A 22,145-nucleotide genomic window follows, 5' to 3' on the forward strand; every position below is an offset into this window, starting at 1 on the left:
AGGCCCAACGCCGTACGCCACAGGCCCAACGCCGTACGCCGTACGCCACCGAGGCCCGCGACCGCCGGGTCTTTTCACGCCGGCCGCCCCCACCACCGCACCCCTTCCGGCCGGGCCGCGCGCGGTCCGGCCGGCCCGTCTGGAGTCCCGGACCATGACCACGAGAACACCCGCAGACACCAGAAACACCGCAGGCACCGCAGGCACCACGAGCGCCACAGGCACCGCCGGCGCCGCGGAAGCCACGCATGCCCCGCCCACGGGGGACGACGCCTCGGCCACCGGGCCGGGGCTCGCCGAGGTCGAGCTGCTCATCGGCGGCATGACCTGCGCCTCCTGCGCGGCCCGCGTCGAGAAGAAGCTCAACCGCATGGACGGCGTCACCGCCACGGTGAACTACGCGACGGAGAAGGCCCGGGTCAGCTACCCCGCGGACACCGGCGTCGCCGACCTGATCGCCACCGTCGTGAAGACCGGGTACACCGCCGAGGAGCCGGCGCCGCCCCCGGAGCCGTCCGCCGACGAGGCGGGCACCGGGGAGAGCGGCACCGGGCAGGGTGACGCCGACCCCGAGCTGTCGGCCCTCCGGCAGCGTCTGGTCGTCTCCGTCCTCCTCTCCGCCCCCGTCGTCCTGCTCGCGATGGTCCCGGCGTTCCAGTTCGACAACTGGCAGTGGCTCTCGCTCACCCTGGCCGCCCCCGTCGTCGTCTGGGGCGGACTGCCCTTCCACCGCGCCGCCTGGACCAACGCCCGGCACGGCGCGGCCACCATGGACACGCTGGTCTCCATCGGCACGCTGGCGGCGTTCGGCTGGTCGCTGTGGGCGCTGTTCTTCGGGGACGCGGGCATGCCGGGCATGCGGCACGGCTTCGACCTCACCGTCTCCCGCGGCGACGGCACCTCCCTGATCTACCTGGAGGCCGCCGCCGGAGTCACCGCCTTCCTCCTCCTCGGCCGCTGGCTGGAGGCCCGCTCCAAGCGCCGCGCCGGTGCCGCACTGCGGGCCCTGATGGAGCTCGGGGCGAAGGACGTGGCCGTACTGCGGGACAGGCGCGAGGTGCGGATACCGGTGGACCGGCTGGCGGTGGGCGACCGGTTCGTCGTACGCCCCGGCGAGAAGATCGCCACCGACGGCACGGTGACCGAGGGCGCCTCGGCGGTGGACACCTCCCTGCTGACCGGCGAGTCCGTGCCGGTGGACGTGGCCGTCGGCGACACGGTCACCGGCGCCACGGTGAACGCCGGGGGCCGACTGGTCGTCGAGGCGACCCGGGTCGGCGCGGACACGCGGCTGGCGCGGATGGCGAAGCTGGTCGAGGACGCGCAGAGCGGCAAGGCCGAGGTGCAGCGCCTCGCCGACCGGATCTCCGGTGTCTTCGTGCCCGTCGTGCTGGTGATCGCGCTCGCCACCTTCGGCGGGTGGCTCGGCGCCACGGGCGACACGGTCGCCGCGTTCACCGCCGCCGTCGCCGTACTGATCATCGCCTGCCCGTGCGCGCTGGGCCTCGCCACGCCGACCGCGCTGCTGGTCGGCACGGGCCGCGGCGCCCAGCTCGGCATCCTCATCAAGGGCCCGGAGGTGCTGGAGTCCACGCGGCGCGTCGACACGGTCGTCCTGGACAAGACCGGCACGGTCACCACCGGTCTGATGACCCTGCACGAGGTGTACGCCGCCGACGGCACCGACGAGGACGAGGTGCTGCGGCTCGCGGGCGCCGTCGAGCACGCCTCGGAGCACCCGGTGGCCCGTGCCGTCGCTGCGGGTGCCGGGGAGCGGCTCGGCGCGCTGCCGGGCGTGGAGGACTTCGAGAACGTCCCGGGCCGGGGCGTACGCGGGCGCGTGACGGGCCGTGAGGTGACCGTGGGACGCCTGCACGACGTCCTGCCGCCCGGGGTGGCCGCGGCCGTCGAGGAGGCCGAGAGGAACGGCCGTACGGCCGTCGTGGTCGGCTGGGACGGCGCCGCGCGGGGGGTCGTCGCCGTGGCGGACGCGGTCAAGGAGACCAGCGCCGAGGCGGTGGCCGGGCTGCGCCGACTGGGCCTGACCCCGGTCCTGCTGACCGGCGACAACCGCCGGGTGGCCGAGTCGGTCGCGGCGGCCGTCGGGATCGACGAGGTGATCGCCGGGGTGCTGCCCGAGGGGAAGGTGGCCGTGGTGGAGCGGCTGCGGGCCGAGGGCCGCACGGTCGCCATGGTCGGGGACGGGGTCAACGACGCCGCCGCCCTCGCCACCGCCGACCTCGGCCTGGCGATGGGCACGGGCACGGACGCGGCGATCGAGGCGGGCGACCTGACGCTGGTGCGCGGGGACCTGCGGGTGGCGGCGGACGCGATCCGGCTGGCCCGGCGCACCCTGTCCACCATCAAGGGCAACCTGGTGTGGGCCTTCGGCTACAACGTGGCCGCGCTGCCGCTGGCCGCCGCAGGACTGCTGAACCCGATGATCGCGGGGGCGGCGATGGCCTTCTCGTCGGTGTTCGTCGTCACCAACAGCCTCCGGCTGCGGACTTTTCACTGAGTTCGCGTTCCGCGCAGGTCGAGGGGCTGTGCCTCTGGAGTCCGGCACTCCTCTCACATAAGCTCTTCACAAGAGTCGCGCATCTTCCTTACGCTTGGGTCGCACCCCAGGCACCGGGGCTCTTGCGCACCTAATGGACATATGCAAGAGACGCAGATCACAGTGATGCGAAGGTAACCATCGAAGGGGTTCGAAGGTCTAAGTTGGCGATGTCAGTGAGCGTCTTGGGGGGCGCAATCTGACATCTGGGGACGTCTTGGGGGACTTTCCCAGAGCTGCGTTGCCGGGACTGCGTACACCGGGAAGCTTTGAGCGGCCCTCCCGGGTGCGTCGTCCCGGCAGACCGCACAACAAGCCAGCACAAAGCACCACAAGGCAACACAAAGCAGTACGAAGCGGCACGAAGTAGAACAAAAGCAAGATAAAGCAGATTTAGTAGGATCGGCACGGCGAGTTCTGCTCGTTGTGCTCGCACAGCGAATTCAGGCGCTGTCCTCACAGACGCCCGGCCGGATCCCGTGGGGGGAATCCGCACCGGGGCATGGGAAGGCGCCCTGGATCGTCGGCCCGTGGGGGGACCGGCGCCAGGGCGCCTTCTGCTGTGCGGACACCCTTCTGCCGTAAGCACACTCCTCCGCGCGGGCACGAAAAAGCCCCGTACCACTCGGGGCGGCACGGGACTCTTCTCGGGCGCTGCGGGGGTGCCTGGAGGCTCAGCGCCCCTCGACCGGTACGAAGTCGCGCTCGACGACGCCCGTGTAGATCTGGCGCGGACGGCCGATGCGGGAACCCGGCTCCTTGATCATCTCGTGCCACTGGGCGATCCAGCCCGGCAGGCGGCCGAGGGCGAACAGGACCGTGAACATCTCGGTCGGGAAGCCCATGGCCCGGTAGATCAGGCCGGTGTAGAAGTCGACGTTCGGGTAGAGGCTGCGCTCGACGAAGTAGTCGTCGGAGAGCGCGTGCTCCTCCAGCTTCAGGGCGATGTCCAGGAGTTCGTCGGACTTGCCGAGGGCGGAGAGCACGTCGTGCGCGGCGGCCTTGATGATCTTGGCGCGCGGGTCGAAGTTCTTGTAGACCCGGTGGCCGAAGCCCATCAGGCGGACGCCGTCCTCCTTGTTCTTCACCTTGCGGATGAAGGTGTCGACGTCGCCGCCGGAGTCGCGGATGCCCTCCAGCATCTCCAGCACCGACTGGTTGGCGCCGCCGTGCAGCGGGCCCCAGAGGGCGTTGATGCCGGCCGAGATCGAGGCGAACATGTTCGCCTGCGAGGAGCCGACGAGGCGGACCGTGGAGGTCGAACAGTTCTGCTCGTGGTCCGCGTGCAGGATGAGCAGCTTGTCCAGCGCGGAGACGACGACCGGGTCGAGCTCGTACTCCTGGGCCGGCACGGAGAACGTCATGCGCAGGAAGTTCTCGACGTAGCCGAGATTGTTGGCCGGGTAGACGAACGGGTGGCCGATCGACTTCTTGTACGCGTACGCGGCGATCGTCGGAAGCTTGGCGAGCAGCCGGATCGTCGAAAGGTTGCGCTGGCGCTCGTCGAACGGGTTGTGGCTGTCCTGGTAGAAGGTGGACAGCGCCGAGACGACCGACGACAGCATGGCCATCGGGTGGGCGTCGCGCGGGAAGCCCTTGTAGAAGTTCTTGACGTCCTCGTGCAGCAGGGTGTGCTGCGTGATGTCGCCCTTGAAGGAGGCGAGCTGGTCGACGGTCGGCAGCTCGCCGTTGATCAGCAGGTAGGCGACCTCCACGAAGGAGGAGCGCTCCGCCAGCTGCTCGATCGGGTAGCCGCGGTACCGGAGGATGCCCGCCTCGCCGTCCAGGTACGTAATGGCGGATTTGTAGGCGGCGGTGTTGCCGTAGCCGCTGTCCAGTGTCACCAGACCGGTCTGGGCGCGGAGCTTCCCGATGTCGAAGCCCTTGTCGCCGACGGTGCTGTCGATCACCGGGTAGGTGTACTCGTCATCGCCGTACCGCAGTACTACCGAGTTCTTGGTGTGCTCGCTCACGTCTTCCCTCACCGACGTAGTGCCTCATCTTCGAGGTGCCCTGACTGTCTCTACCATCCCCCACTTGGCTCAGGAGAGTGCACTCGGGGTCGACCATCGGGCCTATCGGCGGCACTCAGTGCCGCCAACTTGCTCATCCTGCCCGCTCGCCCGCCCGCACGGAAGTGCTGTGTGACCTTTCCGACTCGTTTGATCGATCATTTTTTTCACACGGGCCAGGAGGTTTACCGCAGGGTTTCCCTGTCAGGAGCCGCTCAACCGGAAGTCCAGCGCCGTGCAGCGCCGCCCGGCCGACACCGTCCGCACCGCCTGCCCGATCGCCCTGCGCGAACCGACGAGGACGACGAGCCGCTTGGCCCGGGTGACCGCGGTGTAGAGCAGATTGCGCTGGAGCATCATCCAGGCGCCGGTCGTCACGGGGATCACGACCGCCGGGTACTCGCTGCCCTGGGACCGGTGGATGGTGACGGCGTAGGCGTGGGCCAGCTCGTCCAGTTCGTCGAAGTCGTACGGCACCTCCTCGTCCTCGTCCGTCAGGACGGTGAGGCACTGCTCGACGGGGTCGAGGGAGGTGACGACGCCCACGGTGCCGTTGAAGACGCCGTTCTCGCCCTTCTCGTAGTTGTTGCGGATCTGGGTGACCTTGTCGCCGACCCGGAAGACCCGGCCGCCGAACCGCTTCTCCGGCACGTCCGGGCGCCCCGGGGTGACGGCCTGCTGGAGCAGCCCGTTGAGCGTGCCGGCGCCGGCGGGGCCGCGGTGCATGGGGGCGAGCACCTGCACGTCCCGGCGCGGATCGAGCCCGAACTTCGCGGGGATGCGCCGCGCGGCGACGTCGACGGTGAGCCGCCCCGCCTCCTCGGTGTCGTCCTCGACGAAGAGGAAGAAGTCCTTCATGCCGTCGGTGACGGGGTGTTGGCCCGCGTTGATCCGGTGCGCGTTGGTGACGACGCCGGACTGCTGCGCCTGCCGGAAGACGCGGGTGAGCCGGACGGCGGGCACCGGGCTGCCGGGCGCCAGCAGGTCCCGCAGCACCTCCCCCGCCCCCACACTGGGCAACTGGTCGACGTCCCCGACGAGAAGCAGGTGGGCCCCGGGCGGCACGGCCTTGACCAGCTTGTTGGCGAGGAGCAGGTCCAGCATCGACGCCTCGTCGACCACGACCAGGTCGGCGTCGAGGGGGCGGTCGCGGTCGTAGGCGGCGTCCCCGCCGGGCTTCAGCTCCAGCAGCCGGTGCACGGTGGACGCCTCGGCGCCGGTCAGCTCGGCCAGCCGCTTGGCGGCCCGCCCGGTCGGCGCGGCGAGCACGACCTTGGCCTTCTTGGCCCGCGCCAGCTCCACGATCGACCGCACTGTGAAGGACTTGCCGCACCCCGGCCCACCGGTGAGCACGGCGACCTTCTCGCTGAGCGCGAGCCGGACGGCCGCCTCCTGCTCCGGCGCCAGCTCGGCCTTCGTCCGCTGTTTGAGCCACCCGAGCGCCTTGCCCCAGTCCACGTCCTGGAAGCCGGGCATCCGGTCCTCCTCCGCCCGCAGCAGCCGGCGCAGCTGCCCGGCCAGGGACAACTCGGCCCGGTGGAAGGGCACCAGGTACACGGCGGTGACGGGCTCGCCCCCTTCCGGATCGGGCACCTTCTCCCGCACCACCCCCGGATCCTCGCCCTCCTCGGGCTCGGCGGCCAGCTCGCCCAGACACTCGATGACGAGCCCGGTGTCCACCTGGAGCAGCTTCACGGCATCGGCGATCAGCTTCTCTTCCGGGAGGTAGCAGTGCCCCTGGTCGGTGGCCTGCGACAGCGCGTACTGCAGCCCGGCCTTCACCCGCTCCGGGCTGTCGTGCGGGATGCCGACCGACTGGGCGATCTTGTCGGCGGTGAGGAAACCGATGCCCCAGACGTCGGCGGCGAGGCGGTAGGGCTGGTTCTTCACCACGGAGATCGAGGCGTCCCCGTACTTCTTGTAGATCCGCACGGCGATGGAGGTCGACACCTCCACGGTCTGGAGGAAGAGCATGACCTCCTTGATCGCCTTCTGCTCCTCCCAGGCGTCGGCGATCTTCTTGGTCCGCTTCGGCCCGAGCCCCGGCACCTCGATGAGCCGCTTGGGCTCCTCCTCGATGACGGTGAGCGTGTCGATGCCGAAGTGCTGGGTGATCCGGTCGGCGAAGATCGGCCCGATGCCCTTGACCAGCCCGGACCCGAGGTAACGCCGGATGCCCTGGACGGTGGCGGGCAGGACGGTCGTGTAGTTCTCGACGTGGAACTGCTTGCCGTACTGGGGATGCGACCCCCAGCGCCCCTCCATCCGCAGCGACTCCCCCACCTGCGCGCCGAGCAGCGCACCGACGACGGTCAGCAGGTCGCCGGCGCCACGGCCGGTGTCGACGCGGGCGACCGTGTAGCCGTTCTCCTCGTTGGCGTACGTGACGCGTTCCAGCACACCTTCGAGCGTGGCGAGCCGCCGCTCGCCGGGGGCGGCGGTCGCGGACTGGTTGGACATGGTGCGACGGTACCGGTGAGGACTGACAGCAGGGGCCCGGGTCCGTTCAATACCCTCCGGTCATGGAATACGCCGGGGAGCGTCCTCCTTGAGGGCTTCGAGGAACGGGGCGAAGGCCTCCGGCGGGAAGCTGAGGGTGGCGCGGGCGGGGACTTTGCTGTCCCGGACGGCTACGTGGGTGGGTGAGTTGGCGATCTCCACGCATTCGTTGCCGTCGCCAGGACCCGAGTACGACGACTTCCGCCAGTTCTCCATGGGTTCCTATAGCTCCTTCGCCAGGCTGTGGATGAAGTCACGCGACTGTCCAGGGGCGAGTGACGCGGCTTCCACTGTACGAAAGCTCGTTCGGTAGGTGTTGAGTTGAGCCTCAGAATCGATGAACGCCGAGCCATGCAGCGCATCACGGACCACAGTGTCCAACTTGGACAAGGGGCCGCCGACGTACGTCATCGTGCTGGATGCGCTGGCGAAACCGTCCAGGTCGAAGGGGATGACCCGCACGGTGATGTGGTCCGCTTCGGAAAGCTCCAGGAGCCGGGCCAGTTGAGCCCTTGAGGTGGCGCGGCCACCGACTCGGATTCGCAGCGCCGCCTCGTGCACCACTGCTTCGTACGGGATGGCGAAACCCTGGCGCGCCTTGCGGTGCTGAATGCGCACTTCCAGCTCCTCGGAGGTCAGCTCCGGCAGCCTGGAGGAGAACACCGCACGCGAGTAGTCCTCAGTCTGGAGCAGGCCAGGGACATACAGGATCGCCACATGACGGAGGAAACGAGCATGGTGTTCCAGCTCGGACAGGTCCAGGAATGGCGTGGGCAAGAGCCCTCGGTACTCCTCCCACCAGCCGACCGTCCGGTCGGTGGCCATCGTTACCAGGGCATCGACGAACTCCTCGTCAGTACACGCGTAGTGCGAGGCAAGGCGGCGCACGCGCTGCTCACTCACTCCCGCCAGCGCCGACTCGATATGCGTGATCTGGGCCGGAGCCACGCCGAGCAGCGCGGCTGCCTGACGGGAGTTGAGGCCGGCGGCCTCCCGTAGCCTGCGCAGTTCGGTCGCCAGTCGCACTTGACGCGCCGTCGGATCGCGTCTCTTCACCATCGACTGGCCTTTCCCAAACGTCTGTTGCTGCAACTCGTTCGGGCGTCAGATTACGCGATCGACTTGCCGCGTCCCTAAATTTAGATCTACCGTCGGTGACGCACCGCACACCGTGCGGCACCGGGCCACCGGAAGCGCACCGCCCCGCCCTGCCATGACGACGGCGGCAATGACACCGGACCCGCGTCATTCACCCCACCGCCCTCTGCGAGGAGCCCCGCATGCCCGAAAACGATCCGTGGGAGTACTCCCTCTACATCCCCAACGACCTGCGCGCCGTCACCGTGAGCCGCCGCACCCTCCGGCTGATCCTCACCATGCACGGACTGATCCGGCTCGTCGACGTCGCCGAACTGCTCGCCACGGAGCTGGTGTCGAACGCGGTACGGCACACCAAGGGGCCCGCCGCCCTGCGTGTCCGCTGGTCGCCGCCGGGCACGCTGCGGATCGGGGCGTGGGACGCGGACCCCGAACCGCCGGAGCCGCCCGTGGTGTTCGGGCGGGCGGAGGATCTGGACGAGGAGGGGCGGGGGCTGGAGTTGGTGCGGGCCTGCGCGGACGGGTGGGGGTGGCATCCGCTGGCCCGGCACGGCAACCGGGGGAAGTACGTGTGGTGCGAACTGGCGGGCTGACGCAGGGCGCCGAGTACCGGCCACAACCTGTCCGCTACGGAGTCGAGACTCCTTCCACCGGCGGCCGCACGGGCCGCTCGTTCGCAAGGAGTCTCGCGTGTTCTCCGTCCTCGCCGACATCAACTGGCTCGCCGTCCTGATCGCGGCGGTCGCCTCGTTCCTGATCGCCGGAGCGTGGTTCGGCGCCGTCATCGCCAAGCCGTACGCCGTCGCCCTCGGACGGGAAGGCGCGCCGGCGCCCGCGTCGACGCCGGTCAGCACGTTCGGCCCGCTGGTGTGCATCCTCGTCACCCTGCTGACCAGCGCCGTCCTCGTCGAGGCACTCGACATCACCGGCACCGGCGACGCCATCGTCTTCGGCCTGCTCGTCGGCGTCGGCTACCTGAGCGCGATGACCTTCCAGATCGCCATCAACCCCAACTTCCCGCGCCCGCTCTACTACGGCGTGCTCAACGCCCCGTACTTCGTGATCACCGGAGTGCTCAGCAGCGTGATCCTGGTGCTGATGCGCTGAGTGCCAGGGATTCGGCGGGGTGGTGCGGACGAGTGCCCGGGCCAGGTGTGCTTCCGAGTGCTGCCGCGGGCGTTCGTGGGCCCAAAGCGTGAGGGCCTGTTACGGCGTCTGCACCGGAACCAATTGATCGGGGCTGTCCAGCCACAGACGCTCACCCTCGTCGTTCACTGTGAGGCCGAAGCGTTCGAAGCCGGGACGGCCCTGCTGGGTCCACCAGCGCCAGGCTGCTTCCAACTCATGCCAGAGAGCCCGTGGGCCGCACTGGACAACCGGGTACGACCTGGGATCCAGTCCCCCACGTCGTCGGGTGACAGTCCCGTATCGGTCGTCACGCCCGTCGCCGGCCACCCCTGACCGTCCAGGTAGGCGCGAGTCGGTGGCAGACGCTTGCGTTGCACGTCCATGCGCATAAAGGCCGACGATCGGACGAAGGAACCACTGGCCGACCCGTCCTCGTCGACGCTCAGGCGCGCCACCGCCTCACCACCATAGGTAGGACCCCACGGCGTCACGATGCGTCCACCGGGCTTCGTCTGTTCCCGCCATGCTGTGGGCACGCTGCCCACCGAGCAGGTGGCGATCACGCGATCGTACGGAGCATGCGCGTCGTGGCCGAGGGTTCCGTCCCCCACGTGCACCGAGGGGTACACAGCGGCGAGCGCCAACCGATTTCGTGCCCCTCGGCGGTGCGCGGATTCGCTTCCACGGAAACGACGGAATCGGCTCCGAAGCGGTGAGCAAGGAGCGCGGCGTTCCAGCCCGTGCCCGTCCCGATCTCCAGTACCCGTTGCCCTGGTTCTGTGTCGAGAGCATCGAGCATGGTGAACACCATGGTGGGCATGGAGTTGGAACTGGTCGGCGTGCGCCCCTTCTTCGGGCCGGCGTAGGAGCCGTCGTCAGGATTCCCGCCCGAATGATTCCGCTGATCCGGGAGGCATGTGATGCCGTCGAGCGTGCCCAGCTTCGCTGATCTGCTGGGGCAGTGCGAACGTTCGGCGATGCACTTGGAATTGCGCGACTCCTACGCTCCCACCGAACGCTTTCGGGCATGGCAGCGCGGGGAGCGGATCAACTGGGCGGACAGGGATGCCTGGTGGCATCCGTATGACCAGTTGATCGCGGACACGGTGGCAAGGGGTGTCAGCATTCGTCGGGCCCGTGTCGTTTCCGAGCCTGTTTCTGAGTACATCCGCTGGGAGCATTACGTCACGCACGCCAACGTCACGGCGGGCGAGGACGTGCGGTGGCTGTCACGGCGTCGGGCCACGGACATCGCCCTGCCCGGGAACGACTTCTGGCTCTTCGACGGGACATTGCTGCCGAGGTGCAGCCGCGCGCACACTGATCGCGAACGCACTGACGGCCATGGAGTGACGGGGCCTCTGGCGGCGCCTCCCGCAGGATGCCGCGCTACTCCGCGCCGAAGGCGACCCCCATGGCGCGGTCCAGGATTTCCGGGAGGGGCCGGGGACGGTCGCCCGACGTCCATGCGAGCAGGGCCGCCTCGACGCACCCCAGGGCCGCGGCGATCACGGCGTTGGCGCGGGGGTCGGAGGTGTCGGCCGGATCGGCTCCGAGGCGGCGGGCGATCTCGGGGCGGAGCAAGTCGTGCCACCGCGCGTTCTTCTCCCGGTGCCGTGCGGTCAACGGCGGTGTGTTCATGATCAGCCGGGTGAGGCGTCGGGTGCGCTCGTCATCGGCCTCGTACTCCTCCATCAGCGGAGTGAGCGCGCGGCGCAGGGCCGCCCAGGGCGCTTCGGCGGGCGGGCGGGCCGTGAGCGCGTCCCGCAGGTACTCGCCGGAATCGGCCACGGCACCGAGGACGGCCTCCTCCTTGGACGAGAAGTACCGGAAGAACGTGCTGCGGGAGATCTCGGCGGCCGTGCAGATGTCCTCCACGGTCGTCTCCTCGTAGCCGCGCTCCAGGACCAGGTCCTGCACCGTCCTGCCCACTTCTGCGCGCATGGCCTGGCGCGCCCGCTCCCGTGCGCCGCCCGCCGTCTGCTGAGGACTCATAGCCTCACGGTACTACAAATCGAAAATGGTACTGTGTCTCATGTACGGGATGCAGTCCTACGTGAAATGGGTGGATGAGCGATGAGCAGCACCAAGGTGGTCGTCATCACGGGCGCGAGCGACGGCATCGGGGCGGCCGCGGCGCGGCGGCTGCACGCGGACGGGCACACGGTCGTCGTGGTGGGCCGCTCGGCGGAGAAGACCCGCGCCGTCGCCGGGGAACTCTCGGCCGACAGCTACGTCGCCGACTTCACCCGCCTCGACGACGTCGAGCGGCTCGCCGGCCAACTGCGGGACGCGTACCCGCGGATCGACGTGCTCGCCAACAACGCCGGCGGTGTATTCGGCACGCGGCGCAAGACCGTGGACGGCTTCGAGAAGACCTTCCAGGTCAACCACCTCGCGCCGTTCCTGCTGACGCGGCGGCTGCTGGACACGCTCATCGCGTCGCGGGCGTCGGTGCTCCAGACCTCCAGCACGGTGAGGTTCGCCAAGGAGATCGATCTGGACGACCTCGACCACGACCGCCACTACGACCCGGTGCACGCCTACGGCGCGTCGAAGCTGGAGAACATCCTGTTCACGGCGGAACTCCACCGGCGCCACCACGCCGACGGCCTCTCGGCCGCCTCTTTCTACCCGGGCAACATCTCCACGAACTTCGCCTCCGACACCACCAGCCCGATCATGCGTTTCGTCCGCTTCGTGGGTACGAAACCGCTCATCGGGCGCGCCCTTCTGAATACACCCGAGCAGGGTGCGGACCAGATCGTGTGGCTCGCGGAAGGCACCCCGGGAAAGGACTGGCGGCCCGGGGCCTACTACTACAAGCGCAAGGACGTCGAGCCGCGCAACCCGCAGGCAGCCGACGCGGATTTCGCCCGGCGGCTGTGGGAACGCTCGGAGGAACTGCTCGCCGGGCGCCTGTCCGGCGCGGCGTAGCGGGCTGCGGCGGGTTGCGGGTCACAGCGCCGCGAACAACCCCTCCAGCGGCGCCGGGACGTGGTGCGGGGCCAGGGCATCGACGAGGACGCGGCCGTAGTGGATCTTGCGGCCGGACTTGGTGCCGAGGAAGCGGCGGAGTTGCTGCTGGGCGAGGCGGCCCTGCTGGGCGGGCTGCTGGAGGAAGGTCTGCAGTTGCCGCGACTCGCCCTCCGCCTCGACGAGTTGGGTCACCACCGGCACGCCCAGGGCGCGGATCAGTTCGTCCTCCAGGTCGGCCGCGCAGACGAAGAGGTCGCGGGGTGCGGCGTCGGCGCGCCGGAGGGCACGGACGTAGAAGCCCTGTTCGCGTTCGTCGCACAGGCCCATGAGGCGCAGGTCGAGGCCGGACGGGCCGAGGAGGGCGGCGAAGCGGCCGACGCTCATCGCGCCGCCCATCGGGAGGACGCAGACGCCCTCCGCCGCGAGGTCCCGGCCGTGCCGCGCGGCCATCGCGTCGACCGCCGCCGCGTCGCTCGGCCCTTCGAGGAGGACGGCGGTGTGGACGGACTCCCGGTCGAAAAGGTCCTGTGCGGGGATGCCGGTGGCGCCTGCGGCCGCCCACTCGGTGACCGCGCTTCGGAACGTCCCCATGTCCGCCATGGGGAAAGTGTCCGCCCCCGGTCGCCGTCGTGGTAGTGGGTTTTGACATGCAGCCCGTCAGCTGCCTATCGTGAAAGGCAGCCAATAGGCTGCATGTCGGAGGGGCGGAGATGGATGAGGTTTTCGAGGCGGACGAGGTTTTCGGCGCGGAGGGGAACTTCGCAGCGGACGAAGTCTTCAAGGCTCTGGCCGACGGCAGCCGGCGGCGGCTGCTGGACCGGCTGAACGCGCGCAACGGGCAGAGCCTGCGCGAGCTGTGCGCCGGTCTGGGCATGGCCCGGCAGTCGGTCAGCAAGCACCTCGCGCTGCTGGAGGCCGCCCACCTGGTCACCACCGTCCGGCGGGGCCGGGAGAAGCTGCACTACCTCAACGCCGAGCCGATCAACGCCATCGCCGACCGCTGGATCAGCCGCTACGACCGCGAGCGGGCACGCACGCTCGCCGATCTCAAGCTCGCGCTGGAGGGCACCCCCATGGACAGCAACGCGTTCGTCTACGCGACCTACATCAGGAGCACGCCGGAGCAGGTGTGGCGGGGGCTGACCGATCCGGGCTTCACCCGGCGCTACTGGGGGGTCGAGTTCGGCACCGACTGGGTGGCCGGGTCGCCCGTGGTGTGGCGGGAGCGGGACGTCGAGACCCGTGATCCCGAGCAGGTCGTGCTCGAGGCCGAGCCGTACCGGCGCCTGTCGTACACCTGGCACACCTTCACCCCCGAGTGGGCCCGCAGGAACGGGATCGACGACGGGACACTCGCCCGGCTCTCCGCCGAGCGGCGGTCCGGGGTCACGTTCGAGATCGAGGACCTCGGCGGGAGCGGCACGGTGAAACTGACCGTCGTGCACGACGGGTTCGAGCCCGGCAGCACCGCCCGCGAGATGATCCAGCACGGCTGGCCCGCCCTCCTCTCCGGCCTCAAGACGCTCCTGGAGACCGGGGAGACGCTGCCGGACCCTGACCAGGCTCCTGAACTGCCCGGGGCTTGAGGAACCCTTCCGGTCAGCCGCGTACGTGCAGCCCGAAACCCGTGCGGCCGGCGGGCTCCAGTCCTTCCTTCAGCTGCAGCGAGGGAATCTCGTAGTCACCGGAGTTCTGCGGGCGGAACGCGATCGGCTCGGTCGACTCCAGGGTGAGCAGACGCTGTTCCCACGCCTTGGCGACGTCCGTGTACTCCTCGTCGGTCAACCGGTCGGCGCCGTGCAGCACGAACGGCGGCAGTACCCCGATGCCCGGGTAGTAGAGGATGCCGTGCTGGATCGGGAACAGCAGATCGTCGACGGGGCCGTTGATGCCGCGAGCGGCGTAGTGCGACTGCGGACCGCCGACGGTCACCGACAGCAGAGCCTTCCGGCCCGCCAGAGTGCCTTCCCCGAAGCGCTCCCCGTACTTGGTGTCGCTGTGCTCGCCGACGCCGTACGCGAAGCCGTAGGTGAAGACCCGGTCCACCCAGCCCTTGAGGATCGCGGGCATCGAGTACCACCACAGCGGGAACTGGAAGATGATCGTGTCCGCCCACAACAGCTTCTCCTGCTCGGCACGGACGTCCGGGGTGAGCGTCCCGGTGTCGAAGGCCCGTCCCGAGTCCCGGGCGACCCTGAGCGGGCTCGAGGCATGCGGGCCGTAGTCCGCGGCGTCCGCCGCCGCCTTCCAGTTCATCGCGTACAGGTCACTCACCCGCACCTCGTGCCCGGCGGCGTCCAAAGTGGATACGGCGAGGTCCTTCAGCGAGCCGTTGAGGGAATCCGGCTCCGGGTGGGCGTAGACGATCAGCGTGTTCACGGGAACTCCTTCGGATCGGGACCCCTCGGAGTCTGGCCGCCACGACGCCCGGTATTCAGGGGCGCCGCTTCCGTAGGACGGGACTTCCTGGTATCGGCAGGACCACCGTCCCGGGCACGACCCGCACCCATACTGGAGCCATGGACGATCTCGCGGGCTTCCTGCGGACCCGGCGCTCCCGGGTCGACCCGGCGGCAGTCGGCATTGCCATCGACAGCCGCCGCCGCGTCGAAGGGCTGCGCCGCGAAGAGGTCGCGCACCTGTCCGGTGTCAGCGTCGACTACTACGTGCGCCTGGAACAGGGCCGCGCGACCCAGCCCTCCGAGCAGGTCCTCGACGCACTCGCCCGCGTCCTCGGCCTCGACGAGACCGAACGCGAGCACCTCGGCCGACTCGCACGGCAGCGCCGCCGCCGCGCGAAGGCGCCGAGCGGTCGGGTCCGACCAGAGGTGCTGCGCGTCCTCGAACTGGTCACCGACGCGCCCGCGCTGATCATGGACCACCGCCTGGACGTGCTCGCCGGGAACCGCCTCGCCGGGCTCCTCTACGGGCGGCCCCTGCCGGGCCTGAACACCGCACGGCACATCTTCCTCGAGGAGGCGGAGCGCGGCCTCTACGCGGACTGGGAGAAGTGCACCCTCGACGTGGTCGGGCACCTGCGCCTGGCCGCCGGCAAGTACCCCGAGGACCCCCGTCTGGCCTCGCTCATCGGTGAGCTGGCGATGGGGAGCGAGCGCTTCCGCCGCCTTTGGGCCCGCGCGGACGTCCGTGCCCGCACCCATGGACGCAAGGCGTACCGGCACCCGCTGGTCGGACTGCTGGAGTTGCACCAGGAGAACTTCGCGCTGCCGGACTCGTCGGGCCTGGAACTGCTGGTGCTGTCCGCGGCTCCCGGCAGCCCCGCCGAGGACGGGCTGCGTCTGCTCGCGGGTCTGGACGTGGCAGGGAGAGCCGCGCGTCCCGCAACGGGCGCCCGGGTCAGCGAGTAGCTCGGCGGCGCAGCGCCGTCTCCCGGTGCATGTGCGACAGCTTCTCCGGGTTGCGGACGGCGTAGAGGCCGGTGATGCGGCCCTCGTCGAAGCGGACCGCCAGTACGGTGTCCAGCTCGCCGTCGAGGTGGACGATCAGCGCCGGGTAGCCGTTGACCTGGGCCGCGCCCAGCGACAGCGCGGCGGCTTGCTTGGCCAGGCCGCCGAGCATGAAGCGGGCCACCTTGCCGGCCCCCGTGACGGGCCGCAGGACTGCCTGCTTGATGCCGCCGCCGTCGCCGAGCAGGACGACGTCCGGCGAGAGGACGTCGAGCAGGCCCTGGAGGTCGCCCGTCTCCACGGCCCGCTGGAAGGCCGCGAGCACCTTGCGGGACTCGGTGGCCGAGACCTCCCCGCGCGGGCGGCGGGCCGCGACGTGCGCGCGGGCGCGGTGCGCGATCTGCCGGACCGCGGCCGGGCTCTTCTCCACCGCCTCGGCGATCTCGCCGTAGCCGAGGTCGAACACCTCGCGCAGGACGAACACCGCCCGTTCGACCGGTGCCAGCGTCTCCAGGACCAGCATCATCGCCATCGACACGCTGTCGGCCAGCTCGACGTCCTCCGCCACGTCGGGCGTGGTCAGCAGCGGCTCGGGCAGCCAGGAGCCGATGTAGGACTCCTTGCGGCGGCCCAGCGTGCGCAGCCGGTTCAGGGCTTGGCGGGTGGTGATGCGGACCAGGTAGGCGCGCCGGTCGCGCACCGCGCCGAGTTCGACCCCCGCCCACTTCAGCCAGGTCTCCTGGAGTACGTCCTCGGCGTCGGCGGCCGAGCCGAGCATCTCGTAGGCGACGGTGAAGAGCAGGTTGCGGTGGGCGACGAAGGCCTCGGTGGCCGGGTCCACGGAACCTCGGTCGCCGGTCGCGTCGACCCGTTCGCGTCCGTGGGCCTGTTCGCGTCCGTGGGCCTGTTCGCGTCCGTGGGCCTGTTCGCGTCCGTGGGCCTGTTCGCGTCCGTTGTCCTCGCTGGTCACCAGCTTCTCCCGTTCGTTCGGTTCCTGCGGTGTCACGTGCACAGGACACCGGCCGGCGCGGCTCTGTGACACCCGCCGGCCGTGGTCCGTGTCACGGCGGCGGTCTGTCACACGGGGCGGAGCGCCGGTGTCTTCTGTGCGTCACCAAGACATCGGGAACAGCAGGGACAGCAAGAACACCGACAGCTGGGACGAGGACGAGATCATGGACATCCGATTCAACCTCTTCGAGAACGAGTTCGCAGGCCGGTTCGCGAAGCGCTTCGCGGGCATGGGCATGCTGCTGCACGAGTCGCCGCTGCCGAAGGCCACGCAGGAACTGGTGTCGCTGCGGGCCAGCCAGATCAACGGCTGCGGTCACTGCATCGACATGCACACCAAGGAGGCCGCGGCCGCCGGGGAGAGCGCGGTCCGCCTGCACCTGGTCGCCGCCTGGCGCGAGTCGACCGTGTTCACCGAGGCCGAGCAGGCGGCGCTGGCCCTCGCGGAGGAGGGCACCCGGCTGGCCGACGCCCACGAGGGCGTGTCCGACCCGACGTGGTCCCTGGTGCGCAAGCACTACGACGACGACCAGATCGCCGCGCTGATCTGCCTGGTCGCCATGATCAACGCGGCCAACCGGCTCGCCGTGATCACGCACCAGCCGGGCGGGTCGTACGAGCCGGGGATGCTCGCGGCGGCGACCAGCTGACCGGAGGTCGTCGCTCCGGCACCGTCCACGCGGGAGGGGGCGTTGGTGAGGCATCACCAACGCCCCCTCCCGTCACGATTGGGTCTCGGGCCGAACCCGCCTCTTGATTCCTGCTCGTGTAATCGTTTCCAATCCTCCGTGTAATCGATTCCACAAGGAGGTGGAAACGGCGATGGCGAGTATCAAGGACGTCGCCGTCGAGGCGGGGCTGTCCGTCGCGACGGTCTCCCGTGCGCTCAACGGCCACCCGTCCGTCAGCCCCGCCGCACGGCGCCGCGTGGAGGCCGCCGTCGAGACGCTGGGCTACCGCCCGAACGCCGTCGCCCGTTCGCTGCGCACCGACCGGACCCGCACCCTCGGCCTGGTCATCAGCGACGTCATGAACCCGTACTTCACCGAGCTGGCCCGCTCCGTCGAGGAGGAGGCCCGCGCGCTCGGCTACAGCGTCGTCATCGGGAACGCCGACGAGCGGCCCGACCTCCAGGACCACCACGTGACGACGCTGCTCGACCGGCGGATCGACGGCCTGCTCGTCTCCCCCACCGACGGCGGCTCCCCCGGCATGCTGGCCGCCGCGCGGGCCGGGACGCCGATGGTGTTCGTCGACCGCTGGATCCCCGGCGTGGACGTACCCGTCGTCCGGTCCGACGGGCGGGCGGCCGTGCGGGACCTCGTCGCGCACCTGCACGGACTCGGGCACCGGCGGCTCGCGATCATCGCGGGGCCCGCCGCCACGACCACCGGACGCGAGCGCGTCGACGCCTTCCGCGAGGCGCTCGGCGCGTACGGGCTCGCCCTTCCCGGCACGTACATCGGCCAGGGCGACTTCCAGGCGGAGAGCGGGCGGCGGGCCACGGAGCGCTTCCTCGACCTGGACGAGCCGCCCGAGGTCGTCTTCGCCGCCGACAACCTGATGGCTCTGGGCGCGCTGGACGCCGTACGGGCGCGGGGGCTGCGGGTCCCCGAGGACATCGCGCTCGCCGCCTTCGACGACATCCCCTGGTTCGTGCACACCGATCCGCCCGTCACCGCGATCGCCCAGCCCACCCGCGACCTCGGACGGGCGGCCGTGCGCGCCCTCGTCGAACGGATCGCGGGGCGGGCCGGCGAGTCCGTCACCCTTCCGGCGCGGCTCGTCGTGCGCCGCTCGTGCGGCAAACCCGGCAAACCCGGTAACAGCTCCATCGAGTCCCCCTCCCCCGTACGAAGGAGTACGCCGTGAGCAGCCGCAGTCCGGACGAGTTGCTGCGCATCGAGGGCATCCGCAAGACCTTCCCCGGCGTGGTCGCGCTCGACAGCGTCGACTTCGACCTGCGCCGGGGCGAGGTGCACGTGCTCCTCGGTGAGAACGGCGCGGGCAAGAGCACGCTCATCAAGATGCTCTCCGGCGCCTACACGCCCGACGCCGGGCGGATCCTGGCCGGGGGTGAGGAGGTGCGCATCCACGGTGCGCAGGACTCCGAGCGGCTCGGGATCGCCACCATCTACCAGGAGTTCAACCTCGTCCCCGATCTGACGGTCGCCGAGAACATCTTCCTCGGGCGCCAGCCGCGCCGGTTCGGGATGATCGACCGGAAGCGGATGGAAGCGGACGCCGAGGTCCTGCTGGAGCGGGTCGGCGTCAGCGTGTCACCGCGGGCGCGGGTGCGTGAACTCGGGATCGCCCGGCTCCAGATGGTCGAGATCGCCAAGGCGCTCAGCCTCGACGCGCGGGTGCTCATCATGGACGAGCCGACCGCCGTACTGACCTCCGAGGAGGTCGAGAAGCTGTTCGCGATCGTGCGGCGGCTGCGCGAGGACGGTGTCGGGATCGTCTTCATCACCCATCACCTGGAGGAGATCGCCGCCCTCGGGGACCGGGTCACCGTGATCCGGGACGGGCGCAGTGTCGGGCAGGTGCCCGCCGCCACGCCCGAGGACGAGCTGGTGCGGCTCATGGTCGGGCGGTCGATCGAGCAGCAGTACCCGCGCGAACGCACCGATGCCGGTGAGGCGTTGCTCAGGGTCGAGGGGCTGACGCGGGACGGGGTCTTCCACGACGTCGGCTTCGAGGTGCGGGCCGGTGAGGTCGTCGGCATCGCCGGGCTCGTCGGCGCCGGGCGGACGGAGGTCGCGCGAGCCGTGTTCGGCGCCGATCCGTACGACGCCGGGAGCGTGCGCGTCGCGGGCACTCCGCTGCGGCGGCACGACGTGAACGCCGCCCTGGCCGCCGGGATCGGGCTCGTGCCCGAGGACCGCAAGGGGCAGGGGCTCGTCCTCGACGCCTCCGTCGAGGAGAACCTCGGGCTCGTCACCCTGCGGTCCACCGCCCGCGGCGGGCTCGTCGACCTCAAGGGGCAGCACGAGGCCGCCGGACGGATCGCCGGGCAGCTCGGCGTGCGGATGGCCGGGCTCGGGCAGCACGTGCGGACGCTGTCCGGCGGCAACCAGCAGAAGGTCGTCATCGGCAAGTGGCTGCTGGCGGACACCAAGGTGCTGATCCTCGACGAGCCGACGCGCGGCATCGACGTCGGCGCCAAGGTCGAGATCTACCAGCTGATCAACGAACTGACGGCCGCCGGTGCCGCCGTACTCATGATCTCCAGCGACCTTCCCGAGGTGCTCGGCATGAGCGACCGGGTGGTGGTCATGGCGCAGGGGCGCGTCGCGGGCGAGCTCCCCGCCGGACAGGCCACCCAGGACGCGGTGATGGCCCTCGCCGTCAGCACTCCCACCGCGCCTGACACCGACCCCTCCCACAGCGCCCCCTCCCACCGCGACTCCTCCCACCGCACCTCCTCCCACCACGACTCCTCCCACAGCGACTCCCCGCACACCGACGGAACGGACGGAACGGAGGCCCCCCGTGGCCACTGACACGCTCAAGAGCAAGCCGGGCGCGCAGGGCGGCGCCACGGGCGGGCTGCGCCGCCTGCTGCTCGACAACGGCGCGCTGACCGCGCTGATCGTCCTGGTCGTCGCCATGTCGGCGCTGTCCGGCGACTTCCTCACCACCGACAACCTCCTGAACGTCGGTGTCCAGGCCGCAGTCACCGCGATCCTCGCCTTCGGCGTGACCTTCGTCATCGTCTCGGCGGGCATCGACCTGTCCGTCGGCTCGGTCGCCGCGCTGTCGGCCACCGTGCTGGCCTGGAGCGCCACCGAGGCCGGGATACCGGTCGTGCTCGCGGTGCTGCTGGCCGTCGCGACCGGCATCGCCTGCGGCCTGGTCAACGGCTTCCTCGTGTCGTACGGGAAGCTGCCGCCGTTCATCGCGACTCTCGCCATGCTGTCGGTCGGGCGCGGTCTGTCGCTGGTCATCTCGCAGGGTTCGCCGATCGCCTTCCCGGACTCGGTCTCCCACCTCGGCGACACGCTCGGCGGGTGGCTGCCGGTGCCGGTGCTCGTGATGATCGTGATGGGGCTGGTCACCGCGTTCGTCCTCGGGCGGACGTACATCGGCCGGTCCATGTACGCCATCGGCGGCAACGAGGAGGCCGCCCGGCTGTCCGGGCTGCGGGTGAAGCGGCAGAAGCTCGCCATCTACGCCTTCTCCGGCCTGTTCGCCGCCGCCGCGGGCATCGTGCTCGCCTCCCGGCTCTCCTCCGCGCAGCCGCAGGCCGCGCAGGGTTACGAGCTGGACGCCATCGCCGCCGTCGTCATCGGCGGCGCCTCGCTCGCGGGCGGCACCGGCAAGGCCTCGGGCACGCTGATCGGTGCGCTGATCCTCGCGGTGCTGCGCAACGGCCTCAACCTGCTGTCGGTCTCCGCGTTCTGGCAGCAGGTCGTCATCGGTGTCGTCATCGCGCTGGCCGTGCTCTTCGACACGCTGCGGCGCAGGGCGGGGGCGTCGACTCCGGCCGCCGGGGCGTCCGGCGGCGGCAACCGGGGCAGGCAGGCACTGACGTACGTGATCGCGGCCGTCGTCGCCGTCGCCGTGGTCGGCGCGACCTCGCTGCTGCACAACGGGTCCCCGGACGGGAAGAACCAGAAGATCGGGCTGTCGCTCTCCACCCTCAACAACCCGTTCTTCGTGCAGATCAGGAGCGGCGCTGAGGAGCAGGCGAAGAAGCTGGGCGTGGACCTGACCGTCACGGACGCCCAGAACGACGCCTCCCAGCAGGCCAACCAGCTGCAGAACTTCACCAGCGAGGGCCTGTCCTCGATCATCGTCAACCCGGTGGACTCCGACGCCGCGGGTCCCTCGGTGCGCTCGGCGAACCAGGACGGCATACCCGTCATCGCCGTGGACCGCGGTGTCAACAAGGCCGATACCTCCGCCCTGGTCGCCTCCGACAACGTCGAGGGCGGACAGCTGGGCGCCAGGGCGCTCGCCGAGAAGCTCGGCGGCAAGGGCACCGTCGTCATCCTCCAGGGCCAGGCCGGCACCTCGGCCAGCCGGGAGCGCGGGGCGGGCTTCGCGGCGGGGCTGAAGGAGTACCCGGGCATCAAGGTCGTCGCCAAGCAGCCCGCGGACTTCGACCGCACCAAGGGCCTGGACGTGATGACCAACCTGCTCCAGGCACACCCCGACGTCGACGGCGTCTTCGCGGAGAACGACGAGATGGCGCTCGGCGCGATCAAGGCGCTGGGCTCCAAGGCCGGGAAGTCGGTCCAGGTCGTCGGGTTCGACGGTACTCCGGACGGGCTGAAGGCCGTCCAGGAGGGCACGTTGTTCGCGTCCGTGGCGCAGCAGCCGAGGGAACTGGGCAGGATCGCCGTGCAGAACGCGCTGCGGGCGGCCGAGGAGAAGAAGGTGGACAAGACGGTGAAGGTGCCGGTGAAGGTGGTCACCGGGGAGAACGTGGCCGGCTTCGAGGGCTGA

At 70.3% G+C, this 22,145-nt stretch carries 20 protein-coding genes and 1 pseudogene; 11 read left to right on the forward strand and 10 right to left on the reverse strand.

Features of this window, described 5'->3' with window-relative positions; genetic code table 11:
• Nucleotides 1-154: 154 nt before the first annotated feature.
• Nucleotides 155-2,518: a heavy metal translocating P-type ATPase gene (locus tag HZS56_RS08530; RefSeq protein WP_216720085.1), complete on the forward strand. Its 2,364-nt coding sequence runs from the start codon at nucleotides 155-157 to the stop codon at nucleotides 2,516-2,518.
• A 713-nt stretch (nucleotides 2,519-3,231) separates the two neighbouring features.
• Here the strand turns inward: HZS56_RS08530 and HZS56_RS08535 are convergent.
• The 4 genes from HZS56_RS08535 to HZS56_RS08550 form a co-directional block, all read right to left on the reverse strand.
• Nucleotides 3,232-4,542: a citrate synthase gene (locus HZS56_RS08535; RefSeq protein ID WP_216720086.1), complete on the reverse strand. Its 1,311-nt coding sequence runs from the start codon at nucleotides 4,540-4,542 to the stop codon at nucleotides 3,232-3,234.
• A gap of 231 nt (nucleotides 4,543-4,773) precedes the next feature.
• Entirely contained in the window at nucleotides 4,774-7,029 is a 2,256-nt protein-coding gene (gene recD2, locus HZS56_RS08540; protein ID WP_216720087.1) for an SF1B family DNA helicase RecD2, read from the reverse strand.
• 60 nt (nucleotides 7,030-7,089) lie between these two features.
• Nucleotides 7,090-7,284, reverse strand: a complete 195-nt coding sequence (locus tag HZS56_RS08545) for a DUF397 domain-containing protein (protein ID WP_216720088.1) — start codon at nucleotides 7,282-7,284, stop codon at nucleotides 7,090-7,092.
• 6 nt (nucleotides 7,285-7,290) lie between these two features.
• Nucleotides 7,291-8,127 carry a helix-turn-helix domain-containing protein gene (locus HZS56_RS08550; RefSeq protein ID WP_216720089.1) on the reverse strand — a complete coding sequence of 279 codons (837 nt, stop codon included), beginning with the start codon at nucleotides 8,125-8,127 and terminating at the stop codon, nucleotides 7,291-7,293.
• 221 nt (nucleotides 8,128-8,348) lie between these two features.
• Here HZS56_RS08550 and HZS56_RS08555 point away from each other — a divergent pair, with 221 nt between their 5' ends.
• Entirely contained in the window at nucleotides 8,349-8,759 is a 411-nt protein-coding gene (locus HZS56_RS08555) for an ATP-binding protein (RefSeq protein WP_216720090.1), read from the forward strand.
• Nucleotides 8,760-8,856: 97 nt separating this feature from the next.
• Nucleotides 8,857-9,273 (forward strand): DUF1761 domain-containing protein, encoded by a 417-nt coding sequence (locus tag HZS56_RS08560; RefSeq protein WP_216720091.1) that lies wholly within the window; start codon nucleotides 8,857-8,859, stop codon nucleotides 9,271-9,273.
• A gap of 164 nt (nucleotides 9,274-9,437) precedes the next feature.
• On the opposite strand, the gene HZS56_RS08565 is transcribed toward HZS56_RS08560, so the two are convergent.
• The gene (locus tag HZS56_RS08565) at nucleotides 9,438-9,923 is read right to left on the reverse strand and encodes a methyltransferase domain-containing protein (RefSeq protein WP_308408030.1); all 486 of its coding nucleotides are present in this window, start codon (nucleotides 9,921-9,923) and stop codon (nucleotides 9,438-9,440) included.
• Nucleotides 9,854-10,114 (reverse strand): protein-L-isoaspartate O-methyltransferase family protein, encoded by a 261-nt coding sequence (locus HZS56_RS38080; protein ID WP_308408029.1) that lies wholly within the window; start codon nucleotides 10,112-10,114, stop codon nucleotides 9,854-9,856. The genes HZS56_RS08565 and HZS56_RS38080 overlap by 70 nt, the downstream gene beginning before the upstream one ends.
• Before the next feature lie 100 nt (nucleotides 10,115-10,214).
• Between HZS56_RS38080 and HZS56_RS38085 the strand changes: the two are divergent.
• Nucleotides 10,215-10,592, forward strand: a pseudogene (locus HZS56_RS38085) (DUF6879 family protein); the annotation flags it as partial.
• 91 nt (nucleotides 10,593-10,683) lie between these two features.
• Here the strand turns inward: HZS56_RS38085 and HZS56_RS08570 are convergent.
• Entirely contained in the window at nucleotides 10,684-11,289 is a 606-nt protein-coding gene (locus HZS56_RS08570) for an acyl-CoA-like ligand-binding transcription factor (RefSeq protein WP_253913935.1), read from the reverse strand.
• An 81-nt stretch (nucleotides 11,290-11,370) separates the two neighbouring features.
• Between HZS56_RS08570 and HZS56_RS08575 the strand changes: the two genes are divergently transcribed.
• Nucleotides 11,371-12,231 (forward strand): SDR family NAD(P)-dependent oxidoreductase, encoded by an 861-nt coding sequence (locus HZS56_RS08575; RefSeq protein ID WP_216720092.1) that lies wholly within the window; start codon nucleotides 11,371-11,373, stop codon nucleotides 12,229-12,231.
• A 21-nt stretch (nucleotides 12,232-12,252) separates the two neighbouring features.
• Here HZS56_RS08575 and HZS56_RS08580 read toward each other — a convergent pair whose 3' ends face one another.
• Nucleotides 12,253-12,873, reverse strand: coding sequence for a TOPRIM nucleotidyl transferase/hydrolase domain-containing protein (locus HZS56_RS08580; protein WP_216720093.1), 621 nt, complete (start codon nucleotides 12,871-12,873; stop codon nucleotides 12,253-12,255).
• A 110-nt stretch (nucleotides 12,874-12,983) separates the two neighbouring features.
• Here HZS56_RS08580 and HZS56_RS08585 point away from each other — a divergent pair, with 110 nt between their 5' ends.
• Nucleotides 12,984-13,859, forward strand: a complete 876-nt coding sequence (locus HZS56_RS08585; RefSeq protein WP_216720094.1) for an ArsR/SmtB family transcription factor — start codon at nucleotides 12,984-12,986, stop codon at nucleotides 13,857-13,859.
• A gap of 13 nt (nucleotides 13,860-13,872) precedes the next feature.
• Here HZS56_RS08585 and HZS56_RS08590 read toward each other — a convergent pair whose 3' ends face one another.
• The gene (locus tag HZS56_RS08590) at nucleotides 13,873-14,652 is read right to left on the reverse strand and encodes an NAD(P)H-dependent oxidoreductase (protein WP_216720095.1); all 780 of its coding nucleotides are present in this window, start codon (nucleotides 14,650-14,652) and stop codon (nucleotides 13,873-13,875) included.
• 140 nt (nucleotides 14,653-14,792) lie between these two features.
• On the opposite strand from HZS56_RS08590, the gene HZS56_RS08595 reads away from it, so the two are divergent.
• The gene (locus HZS56_RS08595; RefSeq protein ID WP_216720096.1) at nucleotides 14,793-15,641 is read left to right on the forward strand and encodes a helix-turn-helix transcriptional regulator; all 849 of its coding nucleotides are present in this window, start codon (nucleotides 14,793-14,795) and stop codon (nucleotides 15,639-15,641) included.
• Here the strand turns inward: HZS56_RS08595 and HZS56_RS08600 are convergent.
• The gene (locus HZS56_RS08600) at nucleotides 15,631-16,692 is read right to left on the reverse strand and encodes an RNA polymerase sigma-70 factor (RefSeq protein WP_216720097.1); all 1,062 of its coding nucleotides are present in this window, start codon (nucleotides 16,690-16,692) and stop codon (nucleotides 15,631-15,633) included. The genes HZS56_RS08595 and HZS56_RS08600 overlap by 11 nt on opposite strands.
• Nucleotides 16,693-16,855: 163 nt before the next feature.
• Between HZS56_RS08600 and HZS56_RS08605 the strand changes: the two genes are divergently transcribed.
• The 4 genes from HZS56_RS08605 to HZS56_RS08620 all read left to right on the forward strand — a co-directional run bounded on the left by HZS56_RS08605 (nucleotide 16,856) and on the right by HZS56_RS08620 (nucleotide 22,145).
• Nucleotides 16,856-17,341 (forward strand): carboxymuconolactone decarboxylase family protein, encoded by a 486-nt coding sequence (locus tag HZS56_RS08605; protein WP_216720116.1) that lies wholly within the window; start codon nucleotides 16,856-16,858, stop codon nucleotides 17,339-17,341.
• Between the two features lie 172 nt (nucleotides 17,342-17,513).
• Complete coding sequence (locus HZS56_RS08610) at nucleotides 17,514-18,563, forward strand: LacI family DNA-binding transcriptional regulator (protein WP_216720098.1); 1,050 nt, start codon at nucleotides 17,514-17,516, stop codon at nucleotides 18,561-18,563.
• Nucleotides 18,560-20,197 (forward strand): sugar ABC transporter ATP-binding protein, encoded by a 1,638-nt coding sequence (locus HZS56_RS08615; protein WP_216720099.1) that lies wholly within the window; start codon nucleotides 18,560-18,562, stop codon nucleotides 20,195-20,197. The genes HZS56_RS08610 and HZS56_RS08615 overlap by 4 nt, the downstream gene beginning before the upstream one ends.
• On the forward strand, nucleotides 20,187-22,145 hold the full coding sequence (locus HZS56_RS08620) for an ABC transporter permease/substrate-binding protein (RefSeq protein ID WP_216720100.1): 1,959 nt from the start codon (nucleotides 20,187-20,189) through the stop codon (nucleotides 22,143-22,145). The genes HZS56_RS08615 and HZS56_RS08620 overlap by 11 nt, the downstream gene beginning before the upstream one ends.

This window comes from Streptomyces mayonensis (genome assembly GCF_018982965.1).
GTDB lineage: Bacteria > Actinomycetota > Actinomycetes > Streptomycetales > Streptomycetaceae > Streptomyces > Streptomyces mayonensis.